At 67.7% G+C, this 21434-nt stretch carries 23 protein-coding genes and 1 other RNA gene; 14 read left to right on the plus strand and 10 right to left on the minus strand.

Annotated elements, in window-relative coordinates:
- Positions 1-12 precede the first annotated feature (12 nt).
- The 4 genes from ACODTJ_RS12170 to ACODTJ_RS12185 form a co-directional block, all read right to left on the minus strand.
- Complete coding sequence (locus tag ACODTJ_RS12170; protein WP_454654239.1) at positions 13-2178, minus strand: protein-disulfide reductase DsbD family protein; 2166 nt, start codon at positions 2176-2178, stop codon at positions 13-15.
- 265 nt (positions 2179-2443) lie between these two features.
- The gene (locus tag ACODTJ_RS12175; protein ID WP_454658902.1) at positions 2444-3211 is read right to left on the minus strand and encodes an ABC transporter ATP-binding protein; all 768 of its coding nucleotides are present in this window, start codon (positions 3209-3211) and stop codon (positions 2444-2446) included.
- Positions 3211-3894 carry an ABC transporter permease gene (locus tag ACODTJ_RS12180; RefSeq protein ID WP_454658903.1) on the minus strand — a complete coding sequence of 228 codons (684 nt, stop codon included), beginning with the start codon at positions 3892-3894 and terminating at the stop codon, positions 3211-3213. Before ACODTJ_RS12180 ends, ACODTJ_RS12175 begins: the two co-directional genes overlap by 1 nt.
- A gap of 250 nt (positions 3895-4144) precedes the next feature.
- Positions 4145-5170 (minus strand): ABC transporter substrate-binding protein, encoded by a 1026-nt coding sequence (locus tag ACODTJ_RS12185; protein WP_454654240.1) that lies wholly within the window; start codon positions 5168-5170, stop codon positions 4145-4147.
- A 160-nt stretch (positions 5171-5330) separates the two neighbouring features.
- Here ACODTJ_RS12185 and ACODTJ_RS12190 point away from each other — a divergent pair, with 160 nt between their 5' ends.
- From ACODTJ_RS12190 to ACODTJ_RS12215, 6 genes are all read left to right on the plus strand, one after another.
- Positions 5331-5798 carry an Lrp/AsnC family transcriptional regulator gene (locus ACODTJ_RS12190; RefSeq protein WP_454035061.1) on the plus strand — a complete coding sequence of 156 codons (468 nt, stop codon included), beginning with the start codon at positions 5331-5333 and terminating at the stop codon, positions 5796-5798.
- A 44-nt stretch (positions 5799-5842) separates the two neighbouring features.
- Positions 5843-7165 carry a phosphopantothenoylcysteine decarboxylase domain-containing protein gene (locus ACODTJ_RS12195; RefSeq protein WP_454654241.1) on the plus strand — a complete coding sequence of 441 codons (1323 nt, stop codon included), beginning with the start codon at positions 5843-5845 and terminating at the stop codon, positions 7163-7165.
- 2 nt (positions 7166-7167) lie between these two features.
- Positions 7168-7641, plus strand: a complete 474-nt coding sequence (dut, locus tag ACODTJ_RS12200) for a dUTP diphosphatase (protein ID WP_454654243.1) — start codon at positions 7168-7170, stop codon at positions 7639-7641.
- Positions 7638-8090: an RrF2 family transcriptional regulator gene (locus ACODTJ_RS12205; protein WP_454654244.1), complete on the plus strand. Its 453-nt coding sequence runs from the start codon at positions 7638-7640 to the stop codon at positions 8088-8090. The genes dut and ACODTJ_RS12205 overlap by 4 nt, the downstream gene beginning before the upstream one ends.
- 88 nt (positions 8091-8178) lie before the next feature.
- Positions 8179-9150, plus strand: a complete 972-nt coding sequence (gene cysK / locus ACODTJ_RS12210) for a cysteine synthase A (RefSeq protein WP_454654246.1) — start codon at positions 8179-8181, stop codon at positions 9148-9150.
- Complete coding sequence (locus ACODTJ_RS12215) at positions 9147-9599, plus strand: GNAT family N-acetyltransferase (protein WP_454654247.1); 453 nt, start codon at positions 9147-9149, stop codon at positions 9597-9599. The genes cysK and ACODTJ_RS12215 overlap by 4 nt, the downstream gene beginning before the upstream one ends.
- Before the next feature lie 7 nt (positions 9600-9606).
- Here the strand turns inward: ACODTJ_RS12215 and ACODTJ_RS12220 are convergent, their stop codons facing one another.
- Positions 9607-10476: a VOC family protein gene (locus ACODTJ_RS12220; RefSeq protein ID WP_454654249.1), complete on the minus strand. Its 870-nt coding sequence runs from the start codon at positions 10474-10476 to the stop codon at positions 9607-9609.
- Positions 10477-10599: 123 nt separating this feature from the next.
- Positions 10600-11649 (minus strand): YihY/virulence factor BrkB family protein, encoded by a 1050-nt coding sequence (locus ACODTJ_RS12225; RefSeq protein ID WP_454654251.1) that lies wholly within the window; start codon positions 11647-11649, stop codon positions 10600-10602.
- A 182-nt stretch (positions 11650-11831) separates the two neighbouring features.
- Between ACODTJ_RS12225 and ACODTJ_RS12230 the strand changes: the two genes are divergently transcribed.
- Positions 11832-12536, plus strand: a complete 705-nt coding sequence (locus ACODTJ_RS12230) for an outer membrane protein (protein ID WP_454654252.1) — start codon at positions 11832-11834, stop codon at positions 12534-12536.
- A 7-nt stretch (positions 12537-12543) separates the two neighbouring features.
- On the opposite strand, the gene recR is transcribed toward ACODTJ_RS12230, so the two are convergent.
- From recR to ffs, 4 genes are all read right to left on the minus strand, one after another.
- Positions 12544-13149, minus strand: coding sequence for a recombination mediator RecR (gene recR, locus ACODTJ_RS12235; protein WP_454654253.1), 606 nt, complete (start codon positions 13147-13149; stop codon positions 12544-12546).
- A gap of 162 nt (positions 13150-13311) precedes the next feature.
- Positions 13312-13632 (minus strand): YbaB/EbfC family nucleoid-associated protein, encoded by a 321-nt coding sequence (locus ACODTJ_RS12240; RefSeq protein ID WP_454654255.1) that lies wholly within the window; start codon positions 13630-13632, stop codon positions 13312-13314.
- A 21-nt stretch (positions 13633-13653) separates the two neighbouring features.
- Positions 13654-15528: a DNA polymerase III subunit gamma/tau gene (locus ACODTJ_RS12245; protein WP_488848933.1), complete on the minus strand. Its 1875-nt coding sequence runs from the start codon at positions 15526-15528 to the stop codon at positions 13654-13656.
- A gap of 87 nt (positions 15529-15615) precedes the next feature.
- Positions 15616-15712: signal recognition particle sRNA small type (gene ffs / locus ACODTJ_RS12250), an RNA gene on the minus strand.
- 243 nt (positions 15713-15955) lie between these two features.
- On the opposite strand from ffs, the gene rpmH reads away from it, so the two are divergent.
- From rpmH to argB, 7 genes are all read left to right on the plus strand, one after another.
- Positions 15956-16090 (plus strand): 50S ribosomal protein L34, encoded by a 135-nt coding sequence (gene rpmH, locus ACODTJ_RS12255; RefSeq protein ID WP_038364779.1) that lies wholly within the window; start codon positions 15956-15958, stop codon positions 16088-16090.
- Between the two features lie 54 nt (positions 16091-16144).
- Positions 16145-16561, plus strand: a complete 417-nt coding sequence (gene rnpA / locus ACODTJ_RS12260) for a ribonuclease P protein component (protein WP_454654256.1) — start codon at positions 16145-16147, stop codon at positions 16559-16561.
- 51 nt (positions 16562-16612) lie between these two features.
- Entirely contained in the window at positions 16613-18472 is a 1860-nt protein-coding gene (gene yidC, locus ACODTJ_RS12265; protein ID WP_454658904.1) for a membrane protein insertase YidC, read from the plus strand.
- Between the two features lie 52 nt (positions 18473-18524).
- Complete coding sequence (locus tag ACODTJ_RS12270) at positions 18525-19157, plus strand: CatB-related O-acetyltransferase (RefSeq protein WP_454654257.1); 633 nt, start codon at positions 18525-18527, stop codon at positions 19155-19157.
- A gap of 149 nt (positions 19158-19306) precedes the next feature.
- A complete protein-coding gene (locus tag ACODTJ_RS12275; protein ID WP_454654259.1) occupies positions 19307-20041 on the plus strand; it encodes a GTP-binding protein in 735 nt (244 codons plus the stop codon).
- A 6-nt stretch (positions 20042-20047) separates the two neighbouring features.
- Positions 20048-20419: a DUF423 domain-containing protein gene (locus ACODTJ_RS12280; protein WP_454654260.1), complete on the plus strand. Its 372-nt coding sequence runs from the start codon at positions 20048-20050 to the stop codon at positions 20417-20419.
- Positions 20420-20504: 85 nt separating this feature from the next.
- Positions 20505-21401: an acetylglutamate kinase gene (gene argB, locus ACODTJ_RS12285; RefSeq protein ID WP_454654262.1), complete on the plus strand. Its 897-nt coding sequence runs from the start codon at positions 20505-20507 to the stop codon at positions 21399-21401.
- Positions 21402-21434: the final 33 nt, after the last annotated feature.

Here is a 21434-nt window from a genome sequence, read left to right on the forward strand (position 1 = left end):
GGAGCCTTCTGCCTAAGGCAGCGCCGCCGTCTTCGCGTTGCGACCGGCCGCGCGTTCGGCCGCTGCGATCAGGCCATCCACGGTGAGAAGCTGCGGCAGGATCTCGGCCTGCGCCTCCTTGCGGGCGGGATAGAACAGATAGAGCGGCACGCCGGCGCGGCCCTGCTCGGCCAGCGCCTTGGCGATGCGGCTGTCGCGATTGGTCCAGTCGGCCTTGAGATAGACGACGCCGAGCTTCGCGAAGGCGTCCTTCACCTCCTGCCGGGAGAGCGCGACGCGCTCGTTTGCGATGCAGGTGATGCACCAGGCAGCAGTGAAATTGACGAAGACCGGCTTGCCCTGCGCCTGCAAGGTCGCGACCCGCTCGGGCGACCAGGCCTCGATATCGCCGGCCCGCGCTTCGGTCGCCGCGCCGGGAACGGCGTTCTGCACAGTGAACCAGCCGGCGCCGAGCACGACCAGCGCCGCGAGAGCCGAGCCGAAGGCGCGGCGTGCGAAAGAGCCGCGCGTGACGCCGACGAGCCAGACGGCAAAGCCTGCCGCCAGCACCGCGACCAGGGCGGCGAGCACGCCCTGCGGTCCGCTCTGCACCGAGGCGACCCAGATCAGCCAGATCGCCGTCGCGAACATCGGGAAGGCAAAAGCCTGCTTCAGCACCAGCATCCAGCGGCCGGGCTTCGGCAGCAGGCGCAGCAGGCCGGGCGCGAAGGACAACGCGACGACCGGCAGGGCGAAGCCCAGCGCCAGCGCCATGAAGACGGAGAGGGCGACGGCCGGCGGTTGCGTGACCGCATAACCCATCGCCGCGCCCATGAAGGGTGCCGTGCAGGGCGTCGCGACCACGACCGCGAGCACGCCGGTCATGAAGGCGCCGAGCCGCCCGCCGCGGCCGGCGAGGCCATCGCCGAGACCGGTGACGGACGTGCCGATCTCGAAGGCGCCGAGCAGGTTGAGGCCGATCAGCACCATCACCACCGCGAGCGCGATGACGAGCGGCGGGGACTGGAGCTGGAAGCCCCAGCCGACGCTGCTGCCGAGGCTACCCAGCGCGATCACTGCACCGGCCAATATCAGGAAGGTCAGCAGCACACCGCTCATGAAGAGCAGGCCCTGCTCGCGAACCTCCAAGCGATTGCGATGCGCGAGCTGCGCGAAGCCAAGCGCCTTGATGAACAGAACGGGCAGGACGCAAGGCATCAGGTTGAGGATCAGGCCGCCCGCGAAGGCGAAAGCCAGCGCTGCCCAGAGCGTCAGGTCGGCGCCCTCGGCCGGCATCGGAATCCGCACCACCGCTGGACGAGCCTCAGGCGTTGCTGCTCCACCGGCCGCCATCAGGGCCGGATCGGCATCGGCGAGGAGGGTCACGGCCCTCGGCGCCCCCGCTTCCGTGAAGGTGAGCACGCCGGAGATTTCAGGCTTCGCCAGCTTGAAGGCGTTTGAGCGGGTCAGCGTCAGGACGGGCTTGTCGCCGGCCACGAAGGGCTGGTCGGCCGCATGCTCGATCAGCGTGTCGGAGATCGGAAAGAAGCGCAGATCGGCCGCGCCAGCCGGCAGGCCCGGCAGGTCGAGCACGAGCTTGCCGGCATCGTCGCGGAGCTTGCCACGGAACGAAGCCTGCTTCGGCAACGATGCGATGGCGGCCTCGATCCGCGCCTCGGCGGCCTGGTCGACCGCACTCGCGGCGGCGATGGGGAGGTCGAGCGAGAAGGAGCCTTCCTCGGGAATGCAGATCTTCTCGCAGACGAGCCAGGTCGCCTCGGCCTTCAGCGCAAAGTTCTCGCCGGGCTTGGCATCGGCGGGAACCGTGATCTCGAGCGGCAGCAGGACCGTGCCTTCGAAGCCGAAATTGACGAGGGGCTCGACCCGGATCGCCTTGGGCGCCGGCCACTGGATTTCGCCCGCGCTCGCGCCGGCCGGCAGATCCCACTTGATCTGGGTCGGCTCGCCGGAATCGCCGGGGTTGAGCCAATAGGTATGCCAATGCGGCGCGAGTTTCTGGACGAGCGCAACCTTGAAGCGCTCGCCGGGCGCGACCGCATCGCGGCTCGACAGCAGGGTCGCGGTGACGCGCGGCGAGATGACGGCGGCGGATTCAGCGGCGAGCGCAAGGCCGGGCGCAAACAACCCCAGCGCCAAAGCCGCTCCACGCAGGAAACGCTTGCCGAAATGAAGCCGCATGATGCCGTCGCAATCCCTGATCATCCGGACCCCATGCCTCAATCCGCCTTCATCCGCCAATGACAAGGCAGTGAGGCGGGGTCATGGGCCATTCTGGGCGATCCGCGCCTGAGAGGCAGCGTGCCATGATGTCGCCGCCCCATCGAGGAGGGCGCGATGTCCGTCATGGTCGGGCTTGTCCCGACCATCCACGTCTTCCTTCAACGAAGGCGGTGTTCAAGACGTGGATGCTCGCCACAAGGGCGAGCATGACGGTCGTGGTCAGTCAGATCGCGGCGCCATCCGTGACGATGTCGGCGCCCAGGCCCTGGCGGACCGCGCGCACGATCTCAGCCTCCGCCGCCGCGCCGCGCTTGCGCGGGCGGCTCGCGTCGATGCGGTGCTCGGCGATGATCTGGCCGGGCGCACCCGACAGGACCACGACGCGATCGGCGAGATAGGCAGCCTCGTCGATATCATGGGTGACGAAGAGCACGGTCTTGCCGGTGCGCTGCCAGACGCGGATCAATTCGTCCTGCAGGTTTTCGCGCGTCAGGGCATCAAGCGCCGAGAAGGGCTCGTCCATCAGCAGGATTTCCGGCTCGACGGCGAGCGCGCGGGCGAGCGAGACGCGCTGACGCTGGCCACCGGACAACTGGTGCGGCCAGCGCTGCGCCAGCGGCGCGAGACCGACGAGATCGAGCATGGCTGCAGCCTTGGCGAGGCGCTCGGCACGCGGGGCGCGGCCCTCGAGCCCGAAACCGACATTGGAGACGACCTTGCGCCAGGGCAGCAGGCGCGAATCCTGGAAGACCAGCGCGACCGGCCGGCGCGTCCGATCCTTCGCATCGATGACGACCTCGCCGCCGCTCGGTTTGGCAAGGCCGGCGATGACGCGCAGCAGGGTCGACTTGCCGACGCCGGAGGGGCCGACGATGGCCAAGAATTCGCCGCGCCCGACCGAGAGGTCGAGCTTGCGCAGGACCTCGGTCTCCTCGCCGTCGCGGGTGAAGGTCAGCGACAGGCCCCGAATCTCAATCGCACTCTTCTCGATCACGCTTTCCAACGCAGCACCCATTTCTGGAAGGCGACGAAGCCGGTGTCGAGCAGGCCGTAGAGCGCCGCCATCGTCAGCATGTAGACCACGACGATATCGGTCGCGAGCAGGCTGGACGCCTGCATCATGCGCTGGCCGACACCGGCGACGCCGAAGATCTCGGCCGCGACCACCGCCATCCAGGCCTGGCCGAGCGCCGTCCTGATGCCGACGAGGATGCCCGGCAAGGCCGCCGGCAGCAGGATCTTGAACAGGCGAGCCCAAGGCGAGCGGAAGCCGAAGGCATCGGCGACCTCGATGAGATCGCGGTCGACGCCGCGGATCGCGCCCTGCGCCGCGAAGAAGACGATCCAGAACACGCCGATGGCGATGATGAAGACCGCCGCGCCCGGCGTGACGCCGAACCAGATGATGGCGAAGGGCACCCAGGCGAGGCCGGGAATCGGGCGTAGGACCCGGACGACCCAGGCCGTCGCCTCCTCGGCGACGCGGGACATGCCGACAGCTACGCCGAAGGCGATGCCGAGGCCGGCGCCGACGAACAGTCCGACGAAGTAGTGCCAGAGCGAACCGAGTATGGCCGCGAACCAGGCGCCGGAAGACAACTCCCGCATGAAGGCCTTCGGCAGGGCGCTCGGCCCCGGTAGGAAAGCCGGATTCACCAGTCCGAAATAGGGCATCGCCTCCCAGAGCAGGAGGAAGGCGACGAGGCCCAGAAGGGCGAGGGCGGGAGCCCGCAGCGACTGCAACGTCAAACCACTCAACCTCTGGCTCGTAAACGCGCCGTCATCCCGGGCGAAGCGAAGCGCAGACCCGGGATCCATGCCTGAACCTTCTTCGGGGATGCTCCGGCATGGATCCCGGGTCTCCCTCCGGTCGCTCGGGATGACCCGCGTTTCATCGTCTCAACGACATCGATGAGGGTCGGCATCAGCCGCCCGCCTTGATCGCGCGCTCGTAGTACTGGGTCTCGAACAGCCCGTCGAAGGGGAGTTCCTTCTCCAGCGAACCGAGCTTGACCTGGTAGGCCTGCATCGCACGGGACGGCTCGATGATCTTGCGCGGGTCGATCTCGAAGCGGCTGGCCGGCGAGACCAGCGCCTTCTGGATCAGCTCGGGATCGACGATGCCCTTGCCGAGCGCGGCGCCGACATGGGGGGCGGCCTTGTTCGGGGCGGCCTTGATCAGCGCAGCAGCCTTGACGAGGCCGGAGACGAGGCTCTGCACGGCCTGCGGGTTCTTGGTGGCGAAGGCGCCGGAGACGGCGACGACGGTGCCGGGCTGGCCCGGGAAGACCTCCTCGCCACCGGCGACGAGCTTGATCTGCGGGTTGCGGGTCTGGAGGATGGTCAGCGCCGGCTCGCGGACGGAGCCGCCATCGACCGCGCCGGCCAGGATCGCCTGCTGGGTCGCGTCGATGCCCATCGGCACGATCTCGACATCGGCCTTGTCGACCTTCGCGACCTCCCAGAGCCAGTATTGCAGCGTCGTGTTGGGCACCGAGCCGGCCGGCTGGGTGGCGAGGCGCGCGGCCTTGCCATTGGCGGCGCGGAACGCCTTGAAGGCCGCAGCGGCATTGGTGCCGGGCGTGAAGAACTTGGTGAGCGAGGGCGCGCTGACCACGACATTCTCGCCGATCGCGGTCGAGGCGACGACGCGGATGTCGATGCCGCGAGCGCGGGCGACGGCCAGCGGCGCGACGCCGGCAACATAGACATCGATCGTGCCGGAAGCGAGCGCCTGGATCATGTTCGGGCCGGATTCGAAGACGGTGACCGCAACGTCGATGCCGCCCTGCTTCAGCCAGCCCTCGCCATTGGCGACGAAGAACGGCGCCGTGCCGACGATCGGGATGTAGCCGACGCGTGCCGCGACGCTCTGGGCGCGAGCCGGGGCGGCGAAGGGCATGGCCGCCGCGAGGCTCGACCCGGCGATGAGGAACTGGCGGCGATCCATCGTTCAAACCCCTTTCAAAAGCAGGCCCAAACGAGCCCCCATTGACAGACTGAGAAAAGGATTTTCTATCTTGATGCAATAGATCAGCTAGAAAAAGATAATTCGTCTCTTTCGTGCGAAGTCTGCGAAACGAATTTCTCCAGATAGCGAGCTTGAGAGAATGGACGCCATCGACCGCAAGATTCTGACCGTGCTCCAGGCGGACGCGAATATTTCCATCGCCGAGCTCGCCGACCGCGTCGGGCTCTCGCAGACCCCGTGCTGGAAGCGCATCCAGAAGCTCGAACAGGCCGGCGTGATCCTGAAGCGGGTGGCGCTGGTGGCGCCGGAGAAGATCGGGCTCGGCCTCACCGTCTTCGTCCAGATCGAGACGGCGGATCATTCCGGCCCGTGGCTGGACAAGTTCGCCCAGATGGTCGCGGCGATGCCGGAGGTGATGGAGTTCTACCGGATGGCGGGCGATGTCGACTACATGCTGCGCGTCGTCGTCGCCGACATGGCCGCCTATGACGGCTTCTACAAGAAGCTGATCGAGACGATCCCGCTCAAGAACGTCACCTCGCGCTTCGCGATGGAGCGGATCAAGGCGACGACGGCCTATAAAGTGCCGGACCTGCCCCGCAACTGAGGAACGGCGGACAACGCGCGGCGCATGACAGCGCGGCACGGCAGATGCTACGTAACGGGCCGTTCGCCATCCGCGCTGCCCGAGGAGCCGCCTTGTCCGCTTCCCGCTCCGTTCTCCTGATCATCGGCGGCGGCATCGCCGCCTACAAGATGCTGGAGGTCATCCGCCGGCTGAAGGATCGCGGCATCGCCTCGCGCTGCATCGTGACCAAGGCCGGCGAGCAGTTCGTCACGCCGCTCACCGTGTCGTCGCTGGCGGGCGAGCGCTGCTTCACCGACCTGTTCTCGCTGACGGATGAGGCTGATATCGGCCATATCCAGCTTTCGCGCTCGACCGATCTCGTCGTGGTCGCGCCAGCGACCGCCGACCTGATCGCCAAGATGGCGAACGGGCATGCCGACGACCTCGCCTCGACCGCGCTGCTCGCCACCGACAAGCGCGTGCTGATCGCACCGGCGATGAACCCGCGCATGTGGCAGCACCCGGCGACGCGCCGGAACATGGCGCAGCTCGAGAAGGACGGCATCCTCGTCGTCGGCCCCAATGTCGGCGCCATGGCCGAGCGCGGCGAGAGCGGGCCGGGCCGCATGGCCGAGCCGCCGGAGATCCTCGCCGCGATCGAGCTCGCGCTCGCCGGCGAAAAGCCCAATGCCCAGCGCGCCATCGGCTTCCTCGGCCGGCTGCCGGGCGGCGAGCCTACGACAGGCTCGCTTGCCGGGCGGCATGTGCTGATCACCTCGGGCCCCACGCATGAGCCGATCGACCCCGTGCGCTACATCGCCAACCGCTCCTCCGGGAAGCAGGGCCATGCCATCGCGACCGCGGCCGCCGCCGCCGGAGCGCGCGTGACGCTGGTCAGCGGGCCGGTGAACCTGCCCGATCCGGCGGGGGTCGAGACCATCCATGTCGAATCGGCGCGCGAGATGCTCGCCGCGGTCGAGACGGCGCTGCCGGCCGATATCGCGATCTTCGCCGCTGCCGTCGCCGACTGGCGGGTGGCCGACGCGGCCTCCGACAAGCTGAAGAAGGACGGCAAGGCATTGCCGCCGCTTTCGCTGGTCGAGAACCCCGACATCCTCGCAACGATCGCGCATCGCAAGAACGGGCGCCCGCCGCTGGTCGTCGGCTTCGCGGCCGAGACGCGGAACGTGATCGACTATGCCCGCGCCAAGCTCGCGAAGAAGGGCTGCGACCTGATCGTCGCCAACGATGTCGGCGGCACCGGCGTGATGGGTGGCGATGCCAATACCGTGCATCTCGTCACGACGACCGGCGTCGAGACCTGGCCGACCCTGCCGAAGGGCGAGGTCGCAAACCGCCTGATCGCCCATATCGCCGGGCTCGCGCCTGCCCGGCAGGCGGAGTGACGATGGTCACGGTCCTGTTGCAGCGCCTGCCGCATGGCGCCGACCTGCCCTTGCCGGCCTACGAGACGGAAGGTGCGGCCGGGCTCGACCTGCGTGCCGCCATTTCCGGAAGCCTCTCGCTCGTCCCTGGCGAACGCGCGCTCGTCCCGACCGGGCTCGCGATGCAACTGCCCGCGGGCTTCGAAGGGCAGGTGCGCCCGCGCTCGGGGCTGGCGCTTCGCCACGGCGTCACCGTCCTCAATGCGCCCGGCACTGTCGACAGCGATTATCGCGGCGAGGTCTCGGTCGTGCTGATCAACCATGGCAGCGAGACCTTCACGGTCACGCGCGGCGACCGCATCGCCCAGCTCGTCATCGCTCCGGTCAGCCATGTCCGCCTCACGGAGGTCGCAGCGCTCGATGAGACGGCGCGCGGCGCCGGCGGCTACGGCTCGACGGGCGTCAGCGGCGGCAAACGCGCTGGAGACAGGTCATGATCCTGCTCTCGCGCCGCAGCCTGCTCGCCATCGCCGCCGTGGTCGATATCGCCTTGCATGCCCGCCCCTCGCCGGTCGCGGCCAAGCTGCTCGCCGCGCGCCATGCGCTGCCGCCGCGCCATCTCGAAACCCTGCTGCAGACGCTGGTGCGCGTCGGCATCCTCAAGGGCGTGCGCGGCCCGCGCGGCGGCTACGAGCTTGCCCGCGAGCGGCGCAAGATCACGGCCGGCGACATCGCCCGGGCCGCGATGCAGGAAGCCATCGAGGACGGGCTCGGGCCGGAGCCGCAGTCGCGCCTCGTCGACGAGGTCGTCGGACCGGAGGTCGCGCAGGCCTCGGCCGCGTTCCTCGCCGCGCTCGATACGGTCACGGTCGAGGAATTGTGCCAGAGGGCGCAGGCGAAGGCCGTCTTCGGCGGGCCCGATGCGAAAGCAGATTTTACAATCTAAGGATGTTATTTATTTCTTTTTATCGACAGTTTCTGTGAATTGATCTAGCGTCACGGTTGAACGGTCTCTCGTCCAGAGGAGTCATGTCATGGCCGAAGCACAGAAGACGACGAAGGCGCCCGGACGCGGACGCATCTACAACTCGATCACCGACACGATCGGCGACACGCCGCTGGTCAAGCTCAACCGCCTGCCGGCCGAGCGGGGCGTCAAGGCGACGATCCTCGCCAAGCTCGAGTTCTTCAACCCGATCTCGAGCGTCAAGGACCGGATCGGCGTCAACATGATCGATGCGCTGGAAGCCTCCGGCGCACTCAAGCCCGGCGGCACGCTGATCGAGCCGACCTCGGGCAATACCGGCATCGCGCTCGCCTTCGTCGCGGCCGCGCGCGGCTACCGCCTGATCCTGGTGATGCCGGAGACGATGTCGCTGGAGCGGCGCAAGATGCTCGCCCTGCTCGGTGCCGAGTTGGTGCTGACGCCCGGCCCCGGCGGCATGCGCGGCGCCGTCGCCAAGGCCGAGGAGCTCAAGGCCGAGATAGCGGGCTCGATCATCCCGCAGCAGTTCGAGAACCCGCATAATCCCGAGATCCACCGCAAGACCACGGCGGAGGAGATCTGGAACGACACCAATGGCGCGGTCGATATCGTCATCTCCGGCGTCGGCACCGGCGGCACCATCACCGGCGTCGGCCAGGTGCTGAAGGCGCGCAAGGCGAGCGTGAAGATGATCGCGGTCGAGCCGGAGGATTCTCCCGTCCTGTCCGGCGGCCAGGCCGGCCCGCACAAGATCCAGGGCATCGGTGCCGGCTTCGTGCCGGGCATCCTCGATCGCGGCGTCATCGACGAGGTCGTCACCGTCGGCAACCAGACGGCGTTCGAGACGGCCCGCGCGCTCGCCAGGAGCGAGGGCATTCCGGCCGGCATCTCGTCGGGTGCTGCCGTCGCGGCGGCTCTCGAAGTCGGCGCCCGGCCGGAAAATGCCGGCAAGACCATCGTGGTGATCATCCCCTCCTTCGCCGAGCGCTACATCTCCAGCGCCCTGTTCGAGGGTCTGTGACCGCAGCGGCCGTCCAGATCGTCCGGCTGGCGGACAGCCTGCCGGACGATTTCGAGGCCTTGCGCCAGGAAGCGAGCGCGGAAAGCTATCGCTTCGTCGAGGGACTGCGCGAGGAATGGCTGGCCGGCCATTATGGCGGCGAGGACGAGCGTTTCGTCACTTTCGCCGCCTTCCATGAGGGCGAACTCGCCGGCATCGGCGCGCTGACGCCCGACCCTTACGATCCCGCGCCCGATCTGCTGCGCGTCCGGCATGTCTATGTCCGGCCGCTGCGTCGCGGGTCCGGTATCGGCCGCGTGCTGGCCGCCGCCTTGATCCAGCAGGGGCTCGATCTCGCGCCGCGCTTGTCGCTGCGCGCGGCCGATCCGCGCGCATGCGCCTTCTGGGAAGCGAACGGCTTCACGCCCGACACGGGCGGACCACGCCGCTCGCATCTGCTGACGCGCTGAGCCCCTCTCAGCGCACCAGAACCAACCGGTTGTTCCAGGGGTCGGTGACGCTCGGCACGCCGTCAGCCTCCTTGCCGCCGGCCGCCAGGATGCGCTGGCGCATTGCCGCGAAATCCGCTGCGTCGCGCGCGACCAGCTCGAAGCAGTCGAGCCCCGCTTCGCCCGGCTGACGCGGGCCGGCGCCGCGGCTGCCCCAGATATTGCCGGCGATATGGTGGTGATAGCCGCCGCTGGCGAGGAAGCTCGCGCCGGGATAATGCACCATCAGATCGAAGCCGAGCAGGTCGCGATAGAAGGCTTCCGCGGCAGGTGTATCGCCGACGCGCAGATGGATATGGCCCATCCCCGTACCCTCGGGCATGCCAGCGTAAGCTGCGTCGTCGGCTTCGCTCAGAAGCTTGTCGAGATCGAGCCGCTCGGTCGCCATGGCGATGCCGCCATCGGGCTTACGCGGCCATTCCTCGCGCTTGCGGTCGCGATAGATCTCGATGCCGTTGCCTTCGGGATCGGAGAGATAGAGCGCCTCGCTGACGAGATGGTCGGAGGCGCCTTCGAGCGGGATGCGCGTCACGGCGGCATGCCTCAGCCAATTGGCGAGGTCGCGCCGCGACGGCAGCAGGATGGCCAGATGAAACAGGCCGGCGGTCGAGGTCGGCCGAGCGGCGCCCGCCACCAGCCGAACAAGCACCTGACCGCCGACGCCGAGCTCCGCGCTCCCGGCATCCTGCCGGATCAGGCCAAGGCCGATCACATCGCGATAATAGGCGGTCAGTGCCTGAAGATCATGCGCCCGCAGCGTCACCGCGCCAATGAAGACGGGCGCCTGGTGGGCTTCGAGTGTGGCGGCCGGAGCCGCCCGTTCGATCGTTGCGACCATGGGAATTCCTTTCGCGGCGGCCCCGCCGGCCGCATTCCCAAAATGGCGCTTCCAGCACGCCTTGTCGCCCACCCGGGCAGCAAGGCTGCGATTGCATGGTTGCAATGATAGGTCGCGCCGCGCTTATCCCGCCCTGGGCGGGCCGACCCTGTCCGCCATGGTAGCACCGCGCTGGCCGAGCGGCTTCGGCCGGCCGGTGGTGGTGTCATGCGCCGTCTGGTGCTCCAACTCGGCATTGAGTTCGGCGCCGGCCAGCACGATCGTCGCCGAGAGCCAGAGCCAGGTCATGAACACCACGACGGTCGCAAGCGAGCCATAGGCGGCCGTGTAATTGCCGAGCGTCGAGACATACCAGGAGAAGGCATAGGAGGCCGCGCCCCAGAACAGGGCCGCGGCGATGGCGCCGGGCATGACCCAGATGAAGCGCACGCGCTCCCGGCTCGGGCCGATCCAGTAGAGCACCGCGATCGAGAGCGTCGCCATGACGAAGAAGGACGGCCAGCGGACGAGCCGGATCAGGCGTTCGAGTTCGGAATGGAAGGGAAAGAGCGCGGTCACCACCGGCAGGCTGGCGATGGCAACGAGGGCGGCGGCAAGCAGGACGACGCCGCTGACCGTGGTGAACAGCGAGATCGCGTTGAGCTTGAGGAAGCTGCGCTTCTCGCCCTCGCGATAGATGATGTTGAGCGCATCGAAGAGCGCCTTCACCGCCGCATTGGCCGACCATGTCGCGACGCCCAGGCTGATCCAGAAGGTCAGCGACAGATTGAAGCCGGACTGGGTCGAGAGCCGCATCGCCTGCTCGTGGATGAGCTCCCGCGCAGCTTGCGGGAACATGGTCGTCACCGTGTCGAGCTGTTCGGCGATGGTCGCGGGGTCGGTGAAGTAACGGTAGATCGTGACCAGCAGGGACAGGGCCGGCACGAGCGAGAGCAGCGTGAAGAAGGCGACCGCGCCGGCAAGCGAGGACAGGCGATTCTCGGCGACATTGCCGATGAAGCGCAGCAGCACGTCCTTCCAGCCGAGCCATGTCATCTGCAGCGGCGTCTTCGCCAGCCGGCCGCGCACGGCCTCCGCCTTGCGCCGCCCGAGCTTGTCCGCCACCACTCCCGACAGATAGCCGAGCGCAACCCCGATCCCGGCAGCGCCCGTGATCCGTTTGAGGAAAGCCATCTCGGGTTTCGCGCTCCGCCTGCCGTTTCCGCCACAGCTTGCGAGCAACGGGCTGCATTCGCAATCGTTCCGGCCGGGGGCCGCTGCCAGAGCGGCTTAGCCGATTGTTAACCTTAATGCTTCGTTATGACGGGGCGCAGCCGCGAGCGGCAGGCGCTTGTCTGTTCCTCCGGATACGCCCGATGACGAAGCTGTTCAGAACCGGCCTGACGGGCCTCGCAATCCTGCTGTCGGGCGCGGCCTATGCGGCCGACCTGCGCAAGGTCGCCTTGCCGCCGGCTCCGGAACTGCCGGCGTTGTATTCCTGGACCGGCTTCTATGCCGGTCTCCAGGGCGGCTATGCCTGGGGCGACAGCCGGGTGCGGATCGGCTCGGCCGGCGGCGCCTTCGCACCCGTCAGCTTCCGCGTTGGCGAAGATAGCGCCTTCGGCGGCGCCCATGCCGGCTTCAACTATCAGCTCGGCGGCATCGTGGTCGGCATCGAGGGCGATGTCGAAGCGCTGAACAGCCGCAGCCGCTTCGACGGGGTGGGCCTCTCCGCCCGCGTCAGCCAGGATTGGCAGGGCTCGGCCCGCGCCCGCCTCGGCCTCGCCTTCGACCGTTGGATGATCTACGGCACCGGCGGCGTCGCCTTCACGGAATACGAACGGCGCGTCTTCACGCCCGGCGGCGGCTTCGGCGAGCGGCTGACGAGCGCGCGGACCGGCTGGAACGTCGGCGCCGGCGTCAATTTCGCCTTCACCGACAACCTGATCCTCGGCGCCGAATACCGCTACACCGATTTCGGGCGGAACCGTTTCGCCAGCTCCGGCGCCTTCCCGAGCCTCAGCGGCTCGCAGGAACTGTCCAGCCACAGCGCCCGCGCCAGCGTCGCCTACAAATTCTGAGGCGCCTTCAGAATCCCGTGCGCTGGCGGATCGCGGCGGCAAGCGTGCCGTCGTCGAGATAGTCGAGCTCGCCTCCGACCGGCACACCATGGGCGAGCTTGGTCACCTTCACCGGCAGATGCGCCAGGAGATCGGTGATGAAATGCGCCGTGGTCTGGCCGTCGACCGTGGCGCTGAGCGCGAGGATGACCTCCTTCACCGCCGGTTCGGAAGCGCGCGCCACCAGCGCGTCGAGCGAGAGATGCTCCGGCCGGACGCCGTCGAGAGCCGAAAGCACGCCGCCAAGGACGTGATAGCGGCCGGAAACCGCGCCCGAACGCTCCAGCGCCCAGAGATCGGAGATATCGGCGACGACGACGATCAGGCTGTCATCGCGGCGCGGATCGGTACAGAGGCCGCAGGGGTCGCTGGTATCGACATTGCCGCAACGGGAGCAGACGACGATGCGCTCGCGCGCCACCGCCATCGCCTCGGAGAGCGGGCCTAGCAATTGCTCGCGCTTCTTGACGAGATGCAAGGCGGCACGCCGGGCCGAGCGCGGCCCGAGCCCCGGCAGCTTGGCCAGGAGCTGGATCAGCCTTTCGATCTCGGGACCGGCAATGGCGCGGGACATGGTCCTACCTTGTCATTCCGGGGCGGCCGCAGGCCGAACCCGGAATCCACGACCGGGTGAGCCCGGCAGGGTGCGTCGTAACGATCGGGCCCGCCCAGTCGTGGGTTCCGGGCTCTTCGCTTCGCGAAGCCCCGGAATGACAACGGGCGGCGCCTATCGCAATCAAAACAGCTTCATGCCCGGCGGGATCGGCAGGCCCTTGGTGATCTCGGCCATGCGCTCCTGCATGACGCGCTCGCCGCGGGTGCGGGCATCGTTGGCGGCGGCGACGATCAGGTCCTCGAGGATCTCGCGCTCGTCCGGCACCATCAGGCTCGGGTCGATCTTCACGCCCTTGAGCGCCCCCTTGGCCGTCATCGTCACCGTGACCATGCCGCCGCCGGCCCCGCCCTCGACCTCGATCGCGTCGAGCTCGGCCTGCATGTCGGCCATTTTCTGCTGCATCTGCTGCGCCTGCTTCATCAGGCCCATCATGTCACGCATCGGAAATCCTCCTCGAAATCGTCAGAAATCGATGCCGTCGAAATCCGGTTCGGAATCGTCGAACAGGGGCTCGGCATCGGGCAGGTATTCGTCTTCGGTCGGCGCGGACGCCGCCATTTCGGCCGCGGCGATGGCGCGGGGATCGCGGACATCGACGATGCGCGCGCCGGGGAAGCGCTCCAGCACCGCCTTGACGGAAGGGTGAGCCGCCGCATCGCTCTCGCGCTGGTCTTTTGCCGCCGCGGCCTGCTCGCGCATGGTGGCGCCGCCCTCGTCATTGACGACGGCAACCATCCAGGTCTGGCCGGTCCATTCCTTGAGGCGGCGGGAGAGGTCCTGCGCCAGCGTCCGCGAGGCGCCTTCGGCCAGCGAGAACTCGATGCGGCCGGGCTCGAAGCGCACGGGCCGGATATCGCGCTCCAGCGCGATCTTCAGGGTGATATCGCGATGCTGCGAAGCGAGCGCGACGACATCCTCCAGCGTGGCGACGATTGCCATCGGCGCAGCGACGGCGCGCGCGACCGGGGTGGGCGCGGGATTGGCACTGGCGAGGATCGGGCGGGCGGCGAGCGCAGTGTTGCCGCCACCGGAAGGCGGGCGCGACATCCCCATCCCGTTGCCGCCACCGCCGTTGCCGGCCGGGACGGAGCCCATGCCGTCGCGCAGCATCTTCAACGCCTCGTCCGGCGTCGGCAGATCGGCCGCATGGGCAAGACGAACCAGAACCATCTCGGCCGCCATCACCGGCCGGTCGGCCTGCTTCACCTCGGCAATGCCCTTGAGCAGCATCTGCCAGGTGCGGGCGAGGATGCGGACCGAGAGGCGCTGGGCGAAATCGCCGCCGCGCACACGCTCGGCCTGGGCGAGGCTGTTATCCTTCACCGCCTCGGGCACGAGCTTGAGGCGGGTGACGAGATGGGTGAATTCGGCGAGGTCGTTCAGCACCACGACCGGATCGGCGCCGGCATCGTATTGCGCGCGCAATTCGCCGAGCGCCGCGGCGATATCGCCCTTCATCACCGCTTCGAAGAGATCGATGACGCGGGCCCTGTCGGCGAGGCCGAGCATCGAGCGGATATCGTCGAGCGTGATGCGGCCGGCCGCATGCGCGATGGCCTGGTCGAGGATCGAGAGAGAATCGCGCACCGACCCCTCGGCGGCGCGGGCGATCGCCGCGAGCGCCTCCTGCTCGGCATCGACGCTCTCGGCCCGGCAGATATTGGCGAGATGGTCGACCAACATATCGGCTTCGACGCGGCGCAGGTCGAAGCGCTGGCAGCGCGACAGCACCGTGATCGGCACCTTGCGGATTTCCGTCGTCGCGAAGATGAACTTCGCATGCGGCGGCGGCTCCTCCAGCGTCTTCAGGAAGGCGTTGAAGGCGCCGGTCGAGAGCATGTGCACCTCGTCGACGATATAGACCTTGTAGCGCGCGGAAACGGGCGCATAGCGCACGGCGTCGTTGATCTGGCGGATGTTGTCGACGCTGTTGTTCGAGGCGGCGTCGATCTCCATCACGTCGATATGGCGGCCCTCGATGATCTCGCGGCAATGGATGCCGAAATCGCGCAAGTCCGTGGTCGGGCTGCCCTGGCCGTCCGGCGTCTGGAAATTGAGCGCGCGCGCCAGGATGCGGGCGGTCGTGGTCTTTCCGACGCCGCGGACGCCGGTCAGCATCCAGGCTTGCGGGATGCGGCCGGCCGCGAAGGCGTTGGTGAGCGTGCGCACCATCGCTTCCTGGCCGATCAGGTCGCCGAAATGCGCCGGGCGGTATTTTCGCGCGAGCACGCGATAGGGCGCGGGCGCCCCATTCGCGGAGGCTTGCGGCGCAGGCACCGGATCGAACCCGGCGAATCCCGGTTCGTCAGCAGAGGCGGCGTCGATCTGGTCGGTCATGCGGACTGGTTTCGCCAATCGGGAGGCGAGGGTCAATGGCGCCGCGCCGGCTCCGTGCTTCAGTCCGGCGCTTTGATCGGCGCATGAGGTGGGAGGCTGGACGAAGACCCGTTCGGTCTCGTTAGGGCTGCTTCCTTCCGGACCTGACCCGGTTGGCGAGTGAGACGTCCCTCGCCAACCTCCCGCCCGCTATATCGGGGATGTCTCGGAGAATCGCAAGCCGGCATCGCGGAGTCCGCGAAGCTTCGTCGCACTCAGGCGCGAAGCCGCCAGTTTGGCGTTGACTTGGTGTCGTCCATCCGTCATAAGCCCGCGACCTGCGCAGCCGAAAGGCAGCGCCGACCCTTATCGCATGACAGGCTCGGTTGGCCATGCTTTCCCCGGAAAGCCGCGGCCGTCGTGCTCATAAAGGCCCCGGAGACGGACCGTGAAGAGAACCTATCAACCCAGCAAGCTGGTTCGCAAGCGCCGCCACGGCTATCGCGCCCGCATGGCGACCAAGGGTGGCCGCAAGGTCATCGCCGCTCGCCGCGCCCACGGCCGCAAGCGCCTGTCGGCCTGACGACCCCTGGCGCGTCACGATAGCGCGCCGGTTCCGGAAGACAGGCCAATCGCCATGCGCCTCGCCCGTCTGACGCAACGCAAAGAATTCCTGGCGGCGGCCGAACACGGCCGCCGTTTTCGTTCGTCCGCCTTCATGGCGCAGGTGCGCGACGCCGCGCCGGACGAAGCCCGCAAGGGCGGCGAACCCGTTGGCTTGCGGCTCGGCCTCACCGCCTCGCGCAAGACCGGCAACGCGGTGAAGCGCAACCGCATCCGCCGACGCCTGCGCGAAGCGGCCAAGCAGGCACTCGCCAGCCAGACCGAGCGCCCCTGCGACATCGTGATCGTCGCGCGCTCCGACGTGCTGACCGCGCGATTTAAGGCGCTCGTCGCCGATCTTTCGATTGCCATCGACCGGGCAAAGCCTCACAAGCCGCATGCTGATCGGCGCCGCCCGCATCCCAAGCGAAGCACGCCGGCGCAAGCCTGACCCTGCCGCGCCCGCCCCTGCCGGACCAAGCGAGATCCGTTTCCGACCATGATGAAAGAAGACAACCGCAATCTGCTTCTGGCGATCGTCATGTCCGTGGTCGTGCTGCTCGGCTGGCAGTTCTTCTACGGCGTGCCGCAGATGGAAAAGCAGAAGCAGGCCGCGCAGCAGGCCCAGAGCCAGCAGGCGCCCGCCGCTTCCGGCTCCACCCCGGTGCCGGGTACGCCCGGCCAGCCCGCAGGCTCGGCTGTGCCCGGCACCGCTGCCCTGCAGCAGATCGGCACCCGCGAGCAGGCGTTGGCCGCGAGCGCCCGCGTCAAGATCGATACGCCCAAGATCGCCGGCTCGCTCTCGCTGACCGGCGCGCGCATCGACGACGTCTCGCTCAAGGCCTATCGCGAGACCGTCGACCCGAAGAGCGCGAACATCGTCCTGCTCTCGCCGATCGGCGGGCCGAACGCCTATTATTCCGATTTCGGCTGGGTCGCGGCGCCCGGCACGACTGTCGCGCTGCCGAACGCGACGACGGTCTGGACCGCCGACAATCAGACGCTCACTCCCGCCAAGCCGGTGACGCTGAGCTGGGACAACGGCCAGGGCCTGATCTTCAAGCGCGCCATCAGCGTCGACGACAACGCGATGTTCACGATCCGCGACGAGGTCGAGAACAAGGGCGGCGCCGCCGTCACCCTGTTCCCCTATGGTCAGATCGTTCGCCAGGGCAAGCCGACTACGCTCGGCTATTACGTGCTGCACGAGGGCCTCGTCGGCAATCTCGGCGAGCAGGGTCTGCAGGAATACACCTACGACAAGCTCGACAAGGAGCCGCTGCTCTCGCCGGGCACGACCGGCAAGTCCTGGAAGGACGCGGTCGGCGGCTTCGTGGGGATCACCGACAAGTACTGGGCCGCCGCGGTCATCCCCGACCAGCAGCGCAAGTACGAGGGCCGCTATTCCGCGGTCCAGACCGCCACCGGCCACACCTACCAGGCCGATTTCCTCGGCGAGGGCGTCGCCGTCGCGCCGGGCGCCACGGCCTCCTCGAACGCCCGGCTCTTCGCCGGCGCCAAGGAAGTCGCGGCCATCGACGGCTATGAGAAGAACCTCGGCATCAAGCGCTTCGAGCTGCTGATCGACTGGGGCTGGTTCTATTTCATCACCAAGCCGCTCTTCTTCGTGCTCGACTGGATCTACAAGCATGTCGGCAATTTCGGCGTCGCGATCCTGCTGGTCACGGTGCTCCTGAAGTTCCTGTTCTTCCCGCTGGCCAACAAGTCCTACGCCTCGATGGCGAAGATGAAGGCGCTGCAGCCGGAAATGACGGCGATCCGCGAGCGCCATGCCGACGACAAGATGAAGCAGCAGCAGGCGCTGATGGAGCTGTACAAGACGCAGAAGATCAATCCGGTCGCCGGCTGCTGGCCGGTGCTGCTGCAGATCCCGGTGTTCTTCGCGCTCTACAAGATCCTGTTCATCACCATCGAGATGCGGCACGCGCCGTTCTTCGGCTGGATCCACGATCTCGCGGCGCCGGACCCGACCAACCTGTTCAACCTGTTCGGCGCGCTGCCCTTTACCCCGCCGGCCATGCTGCATCTGGGCCTGTGGCCGATCATCATGGGCGTCACGATGTTCATCCAGATGAAGATGAACCCGGAGCCGCCGGACCCGGTGCAGAAGATGATGTTCACCTGGATGCCGGTGTTCTTCACCTTCCTGCTCGGCTCGTTCCCGGCCGGCCTGGTGATCTACTGGAGCTGGAACAACCTGCTCTCGGTGATCCAGCAGGGCTACATCATGCGCAAGCATGGGGTGAAGATCGAACTCTTCGACAACCTCAAGGGCATGTTCGGCAAGAAGCCGGCAGCCGCAGGCGGCGCGCCAAACCCTGCCAACAGCAACAAGAAGTGAGTGATCGAAGGGCGGGGTTTCCCGCCCTTCGCTTTTGAAGGCCTCCGCCCCGATGCCATTGCCCGATCCCAGCACGCGCCATCCGATTCCCGGCTGGAAGGGCACGGCCTTCCTGAAGGCGGTGGTCGACCATCCGCTGATCGAGATCGGCGACTACAGCTACTACGACGACTCGCGCGGGCCGGAGCATTTCGTCGCCCGCTGCGTGCGCTATCATTTCGACTTCATCGGCGACCGCCTGATCATCGGGAAATTCGTCGCGATCGCGCAGGCGGCGCAGTTCATCATGAACGGCGCCAACCACCCGATCGGCGGCTTCTCGACCTTTCCGTTTCAGATGTTCGGCCTCGGCGATCCCTCGGATTTGAAGCGCCCCGGCCCGAACAATCGCGGCGACATGGTGATCGGCAACGATGTCTGGATCGGGCGCGAGGCGGTGATCATGCCGGGCGTCACGATCGGCGACGGCGCGATCATCGGCACGCGGGCACAGGTGACGAAGGACGTGCCGGCCTATGCGGTGGTTGCCGGCAATCCCGGCCGCGTCGTGAAGATGCGCTTTCCGCCCGAGATCGTCGCGGAACTGCTGGCGATCCGCTGGTGGGATTGGGACGCCGACAGGATCGCGCGCCATATCGACGCGATTCAGGGCGCCAATATCGACGCGCTGCGCGCAGCCGTGTAGAGCTTTGCCCCATCCTCAGCCCTCATCCTGAGGAGCAGCCTTCAGGCTGCGTCTCGAAGGATGTTCCAGTGCGCGCTGGAGCATCCTTCGAGACGCCGCTTGCGCGGCTCCTCAGGATGAGGGCTTCTGATTTCGAAAGAGCGGAAGCCATGACCACATCCACGACAAAACCCTATGACGCCGAGGAGATCGAGGCCGCCCGCAAGCTCTTCGAGGGGCCGTGGGATTTCGTCTGGGCCTCGACCACAATCGACGACCTGCCGCCAATGGTCGGGCAGGAGATCGCCTTCGCCGGGCGTTCCAATGTCGGCAAGTCGAGCCTGATCAACGCGCTGACGCGGCGCAACGCGCTGGCGCGGACCTCGCATACCCCTGGCCGGACGCAGCAACTCAACTTCTTCCGCCAGGTCGCGCACGAGGAGCCCGTCGGGGCGGGATCTCAAGGCGGCAAGCGCTCCCGCGAAAAGCCGGTTCCGGTTTATTCGCCCCATGCGCCGACCATCGTCGACATGCCCGGCTACGGCTATGCCGCCGTCGGCAAGGAGAAGGTCGCGGCCTGGACACGGCTGATCCACGACTATCTGCGCGGCCGCGCCAACCTGATGCGCGTCTATGTGCTGATCGACGCCCGCCATGGCATCAAGGATGTCGACGGTGCCGTGCTGGAGACGCTCGACAAGGCCGCCGTGTCCTACCAGGTCGTGCTGACCAAGGGCGACGCGCTGAAGCCGGCCGACCAGAAATTCATGACCGAGGCCACGTTCGACGAGATCAAGCGCCGCCCGGCGGCTTTCCCCGAGGTGCTGCTGACCTCCAGCGAGACGGGCGCCGGCATGCCGGAATTCCGCGCCGCGATCGGCCGCGTGCTGGCCGAGCACGGCTGAGCCCCAATGACCGCGACGCGCCTTCATCTGGTCCTTGCCGCGCTGATGGGCTTCGCCGGCGTCGCCCTGCTGGCGGCGGCGGCTCATGTCGCCGTCGATCCCGGTCATGTCCAGACCGCCGGCCAGATGCTGCTGTTCCATGCCTCCGTCGTCATCGGCGCCACCGCGGCGCGCAAGGGCGGGCATCTGCATGATCTCCTGGCCCGAATCGCGCTCTCCGCGATCATCGTCGGCGCGTGCCTGTTCGCGGCCGATCTCGCCCGGCGCGGTTTTGGCGGGGCGGCGCTGTTTCCGCGCGCGGCTCCGACCGGCGGCTGGTTCATGCTCGGTGGCTGGCTCGGGCTTGCGGTCGCCGCCGTGACCGCGAAGCGCAGCTGACCGCCGCGCGGCGTTCTTCCGCCGCCGCGCAAGTTCGGGTAGAAGCGCGGCCGCACCTTTCCTGCGGATGCGCGGAGCCTCCCGAATGACCGACCTGCCTCAGCTGACGCCGTCGCAATCCGCCGACCTGCTCGTTCAGGCGCTGCCGCATATGCAGCGCTACGACCAGGAGATCATCGTCATCAAGTATGGCGGCAACGCCATGGGTGACGCGGCCACCGCCGAGGATTTCGCCGAAGATATCGTGCTGCTCGAGCAGTCCGGCCTGAAGCCGGTGGTCTGCCATGGCGGCGGCCCGCAGATCGCGGCGATGCTGAAGAAGCTCGGCATCCAGTCCGAGTTCAAGCAGGGCCTGCGCGTCACCGACGAAGCCACCGTCGAGGTCGTCGAGATGGTTCTGGCCGGCTCGGTCAACAAGGAGATCGTCGGCTATATCAGCCGCGAGGGCGGGCGCGCCATCGGGCTCTGCGGCAAGGACGGCAACATGGTCACCGCCCGCAAGGTGACGCGCACCATCGTCGACCCCGATTCCAAGATCGAGGAGGTGCTCGACCTCGGCTTCGTCGGCGAGCCGGAGACGGTCAACACCACCGTGCTCGACGCCGTTCTGAAGGCCGAGCTGATCCCCGTGCTGGCGCCGGTCTGCGCCGCCGCCGACGGCCAGACCTACAATGTCAACGCCGACACCTTCGCCGGCGCCATCGCCGGGGCGCTCAACGCCAAGCGCCTGCTGCTGCTGACCGACGTGCCGGGCGTGCTGAACAAGGACAAGCAGCTCATCTCCGAGCTGACGATCGAGGAGTGCCGCCACCTGATCGCCGACGGCACGATCTCGGGCGGCATGATCCCGAAGATCGAGACCTGCATCTACGCGCTGGAAAAGGGCGTCGAGGCGGTCGTCATCCTCGACGGCAAGGTGCCGCATGCGGCGCTGATCGAGCTCTTCACCGATACCGGCGCCGGCACGATCATCCGGCGTTGAGGGAACCTCTCACGCGGTCATCCCGGGCGTAGC

The sequence above is a fragment of the Allobosea sp. FG18 genome, assembly GCF_057809495.1.

What these genes read in the sequence shown, in the direction of transcription:
- yidC (WP_454658904.1), top strand. Translation starts at nt 16,613, where the DNA reads ATGAAAGAAGACAACCGCAATCTGCTTCTGGCGATCGTCATGTCCGTG.
- argB (WP_454654262.1), top strand. Translation starts at nt 20,505, where the DNA reads ATGACCGACCTGCCTCAGCTGACGCCGTCGCAATCCGCCGACCTGCTC.
- ACODTJ_RS12225 (WP_454654251.1), bottom strand. Translation starts at nt 11,649, where the DNA reads ATGGCTTTCCTCAAACGGATCACGGGCGCTGCCGGGATCGGGGTTGCG.
- ACODTJ_RS12240 (WP_454654255.1), bottom strand. Translation starts at nt 13,632, where the DNA reads ATGCGTGACATGATGGGCCTGATGAAGCAGGCGCAGCAGATGCAGCAG.
- recR (WP_454654253.1), bottom strand. Translation starts at nt 13,149, where the DNA reads ATGTCCCGCGCCATTGCCGGTCCCGAGATCGAAAGGCTGATCCAGCTC.
- ACODTJ_RS12280 (WP_454654260.1), top strand. Translation starts at nt 20,048, where the DNA reads ATGACCGCGACGCGCCTTCATCTGGTCCTTGCCGCGCTGATGGGCTTC.
- ACODTJ_RS12195 (WP_454654241.1), top strand. Translation starts at nt 5,843, where the DNA reads ATGCTACGTAACGGGCCGTTCGCCATCCGCGCTGCCCGAGGAGCCGCC.
- ACODTJ_RS12180 (WP_454658903.1), bottom strand. Translation starts at nt 3,894, where the DNA reads ATGCCCTATTTCGGACTGGTGAATCCGGCTTTCCTACCGGGGCCGAGC.
- cysK (WP_454654246.1), top strand. Translation starts at nt 8,179, where the DNA reads ATGGCCGAAGCACAGAAGACGACGAAGGCGCCCGGACGCGGACGCATC.
- ACODTJ_RS12270 (WP_454654257.1), top strand. Translation starts at nt 18,525, where the DNA reads ATGCCATTGCCCGATCCCAGCACGCGCCATCCGATTCCCGGCTGGAAG.
- dut (WP_454654243.1), top strand. Translation starts at nt 7,168, where the DNA reads ATGGTCACGGTCCTGTTGCAGCGCCTGCCGCATGGCGCCGACCTGCCC.
- ACODTJ_RS12220 (WP_454654249.1), bottom strand. Translation starts at nt 10,476, where the DNA reads ATGGTCGCAACGATCGAACGGGCGGCTCCGGCCGCCACACTCGAAGCC.
- ACODTJ_RS12205 (WP_454654244.1), top strand. Translation starts at nt 7,638, where the DNA reads ATGATCCTGCTCTCGCGCCGCAGCCTGCTCGCCATCGCCGCCGTGGTC.
- ACODTJ_RS12185 (WP_454654240.1), bottom strand. Translation starts at nt 5,170, where the DNA reads ATGGATCGCCGCCAGTTCCTCATCGCCGGGTCGAGCCTCGCGGCGGCC.
- ACODTJ_RS12245 (WP_488848933.1), bottom strand. Translation starts at nt 15,528, where the DNA reads ATGACCGACCAGATCGACGCCGCCTCTGCTGACGAACCGGGATTCGCC.
- ACODTJ_RS12190 (WP_454035061.1), top strand. Translation starts at nt 5,331, where the DNA reads ATGGACGCCATCGACCGCAAGATTCTGACCGTGCTCCAGGCGGACGCG.
- rnpA (WP_454654256.1), top strand. Translation starts at nt 16,145, where the DNA reads ATGCGCCTCGCCCGTCTGACGCAACGCAAAGAATTCCTGGCGGCGGCC.
- ACODTJ_RS12275 (WP_454654259.1), top strand. Translation starts at nt 19,307, where the DNA reads ATGACCACATCCACGACAAAACCCTATGACGCCGAGGAGATCGAGGCC.
- ACODTJ_RS12170 (WP_454654239.1), bottom strand. Translation starts at nt 2,178, where the DNA reads ATGCGGCTTCATTTCGGCAAGCGTTTCCTGCGTGGAGCGGCTTTGGCG.
- ACODTJ_RS12230 (WP_454654252.1), top strand. Translation starts at nt 11,832, where the DNA reads ATGACGAAGCTGTTCAGAACCGGCCTGACGGGCCTCGCAATCCTGCTG.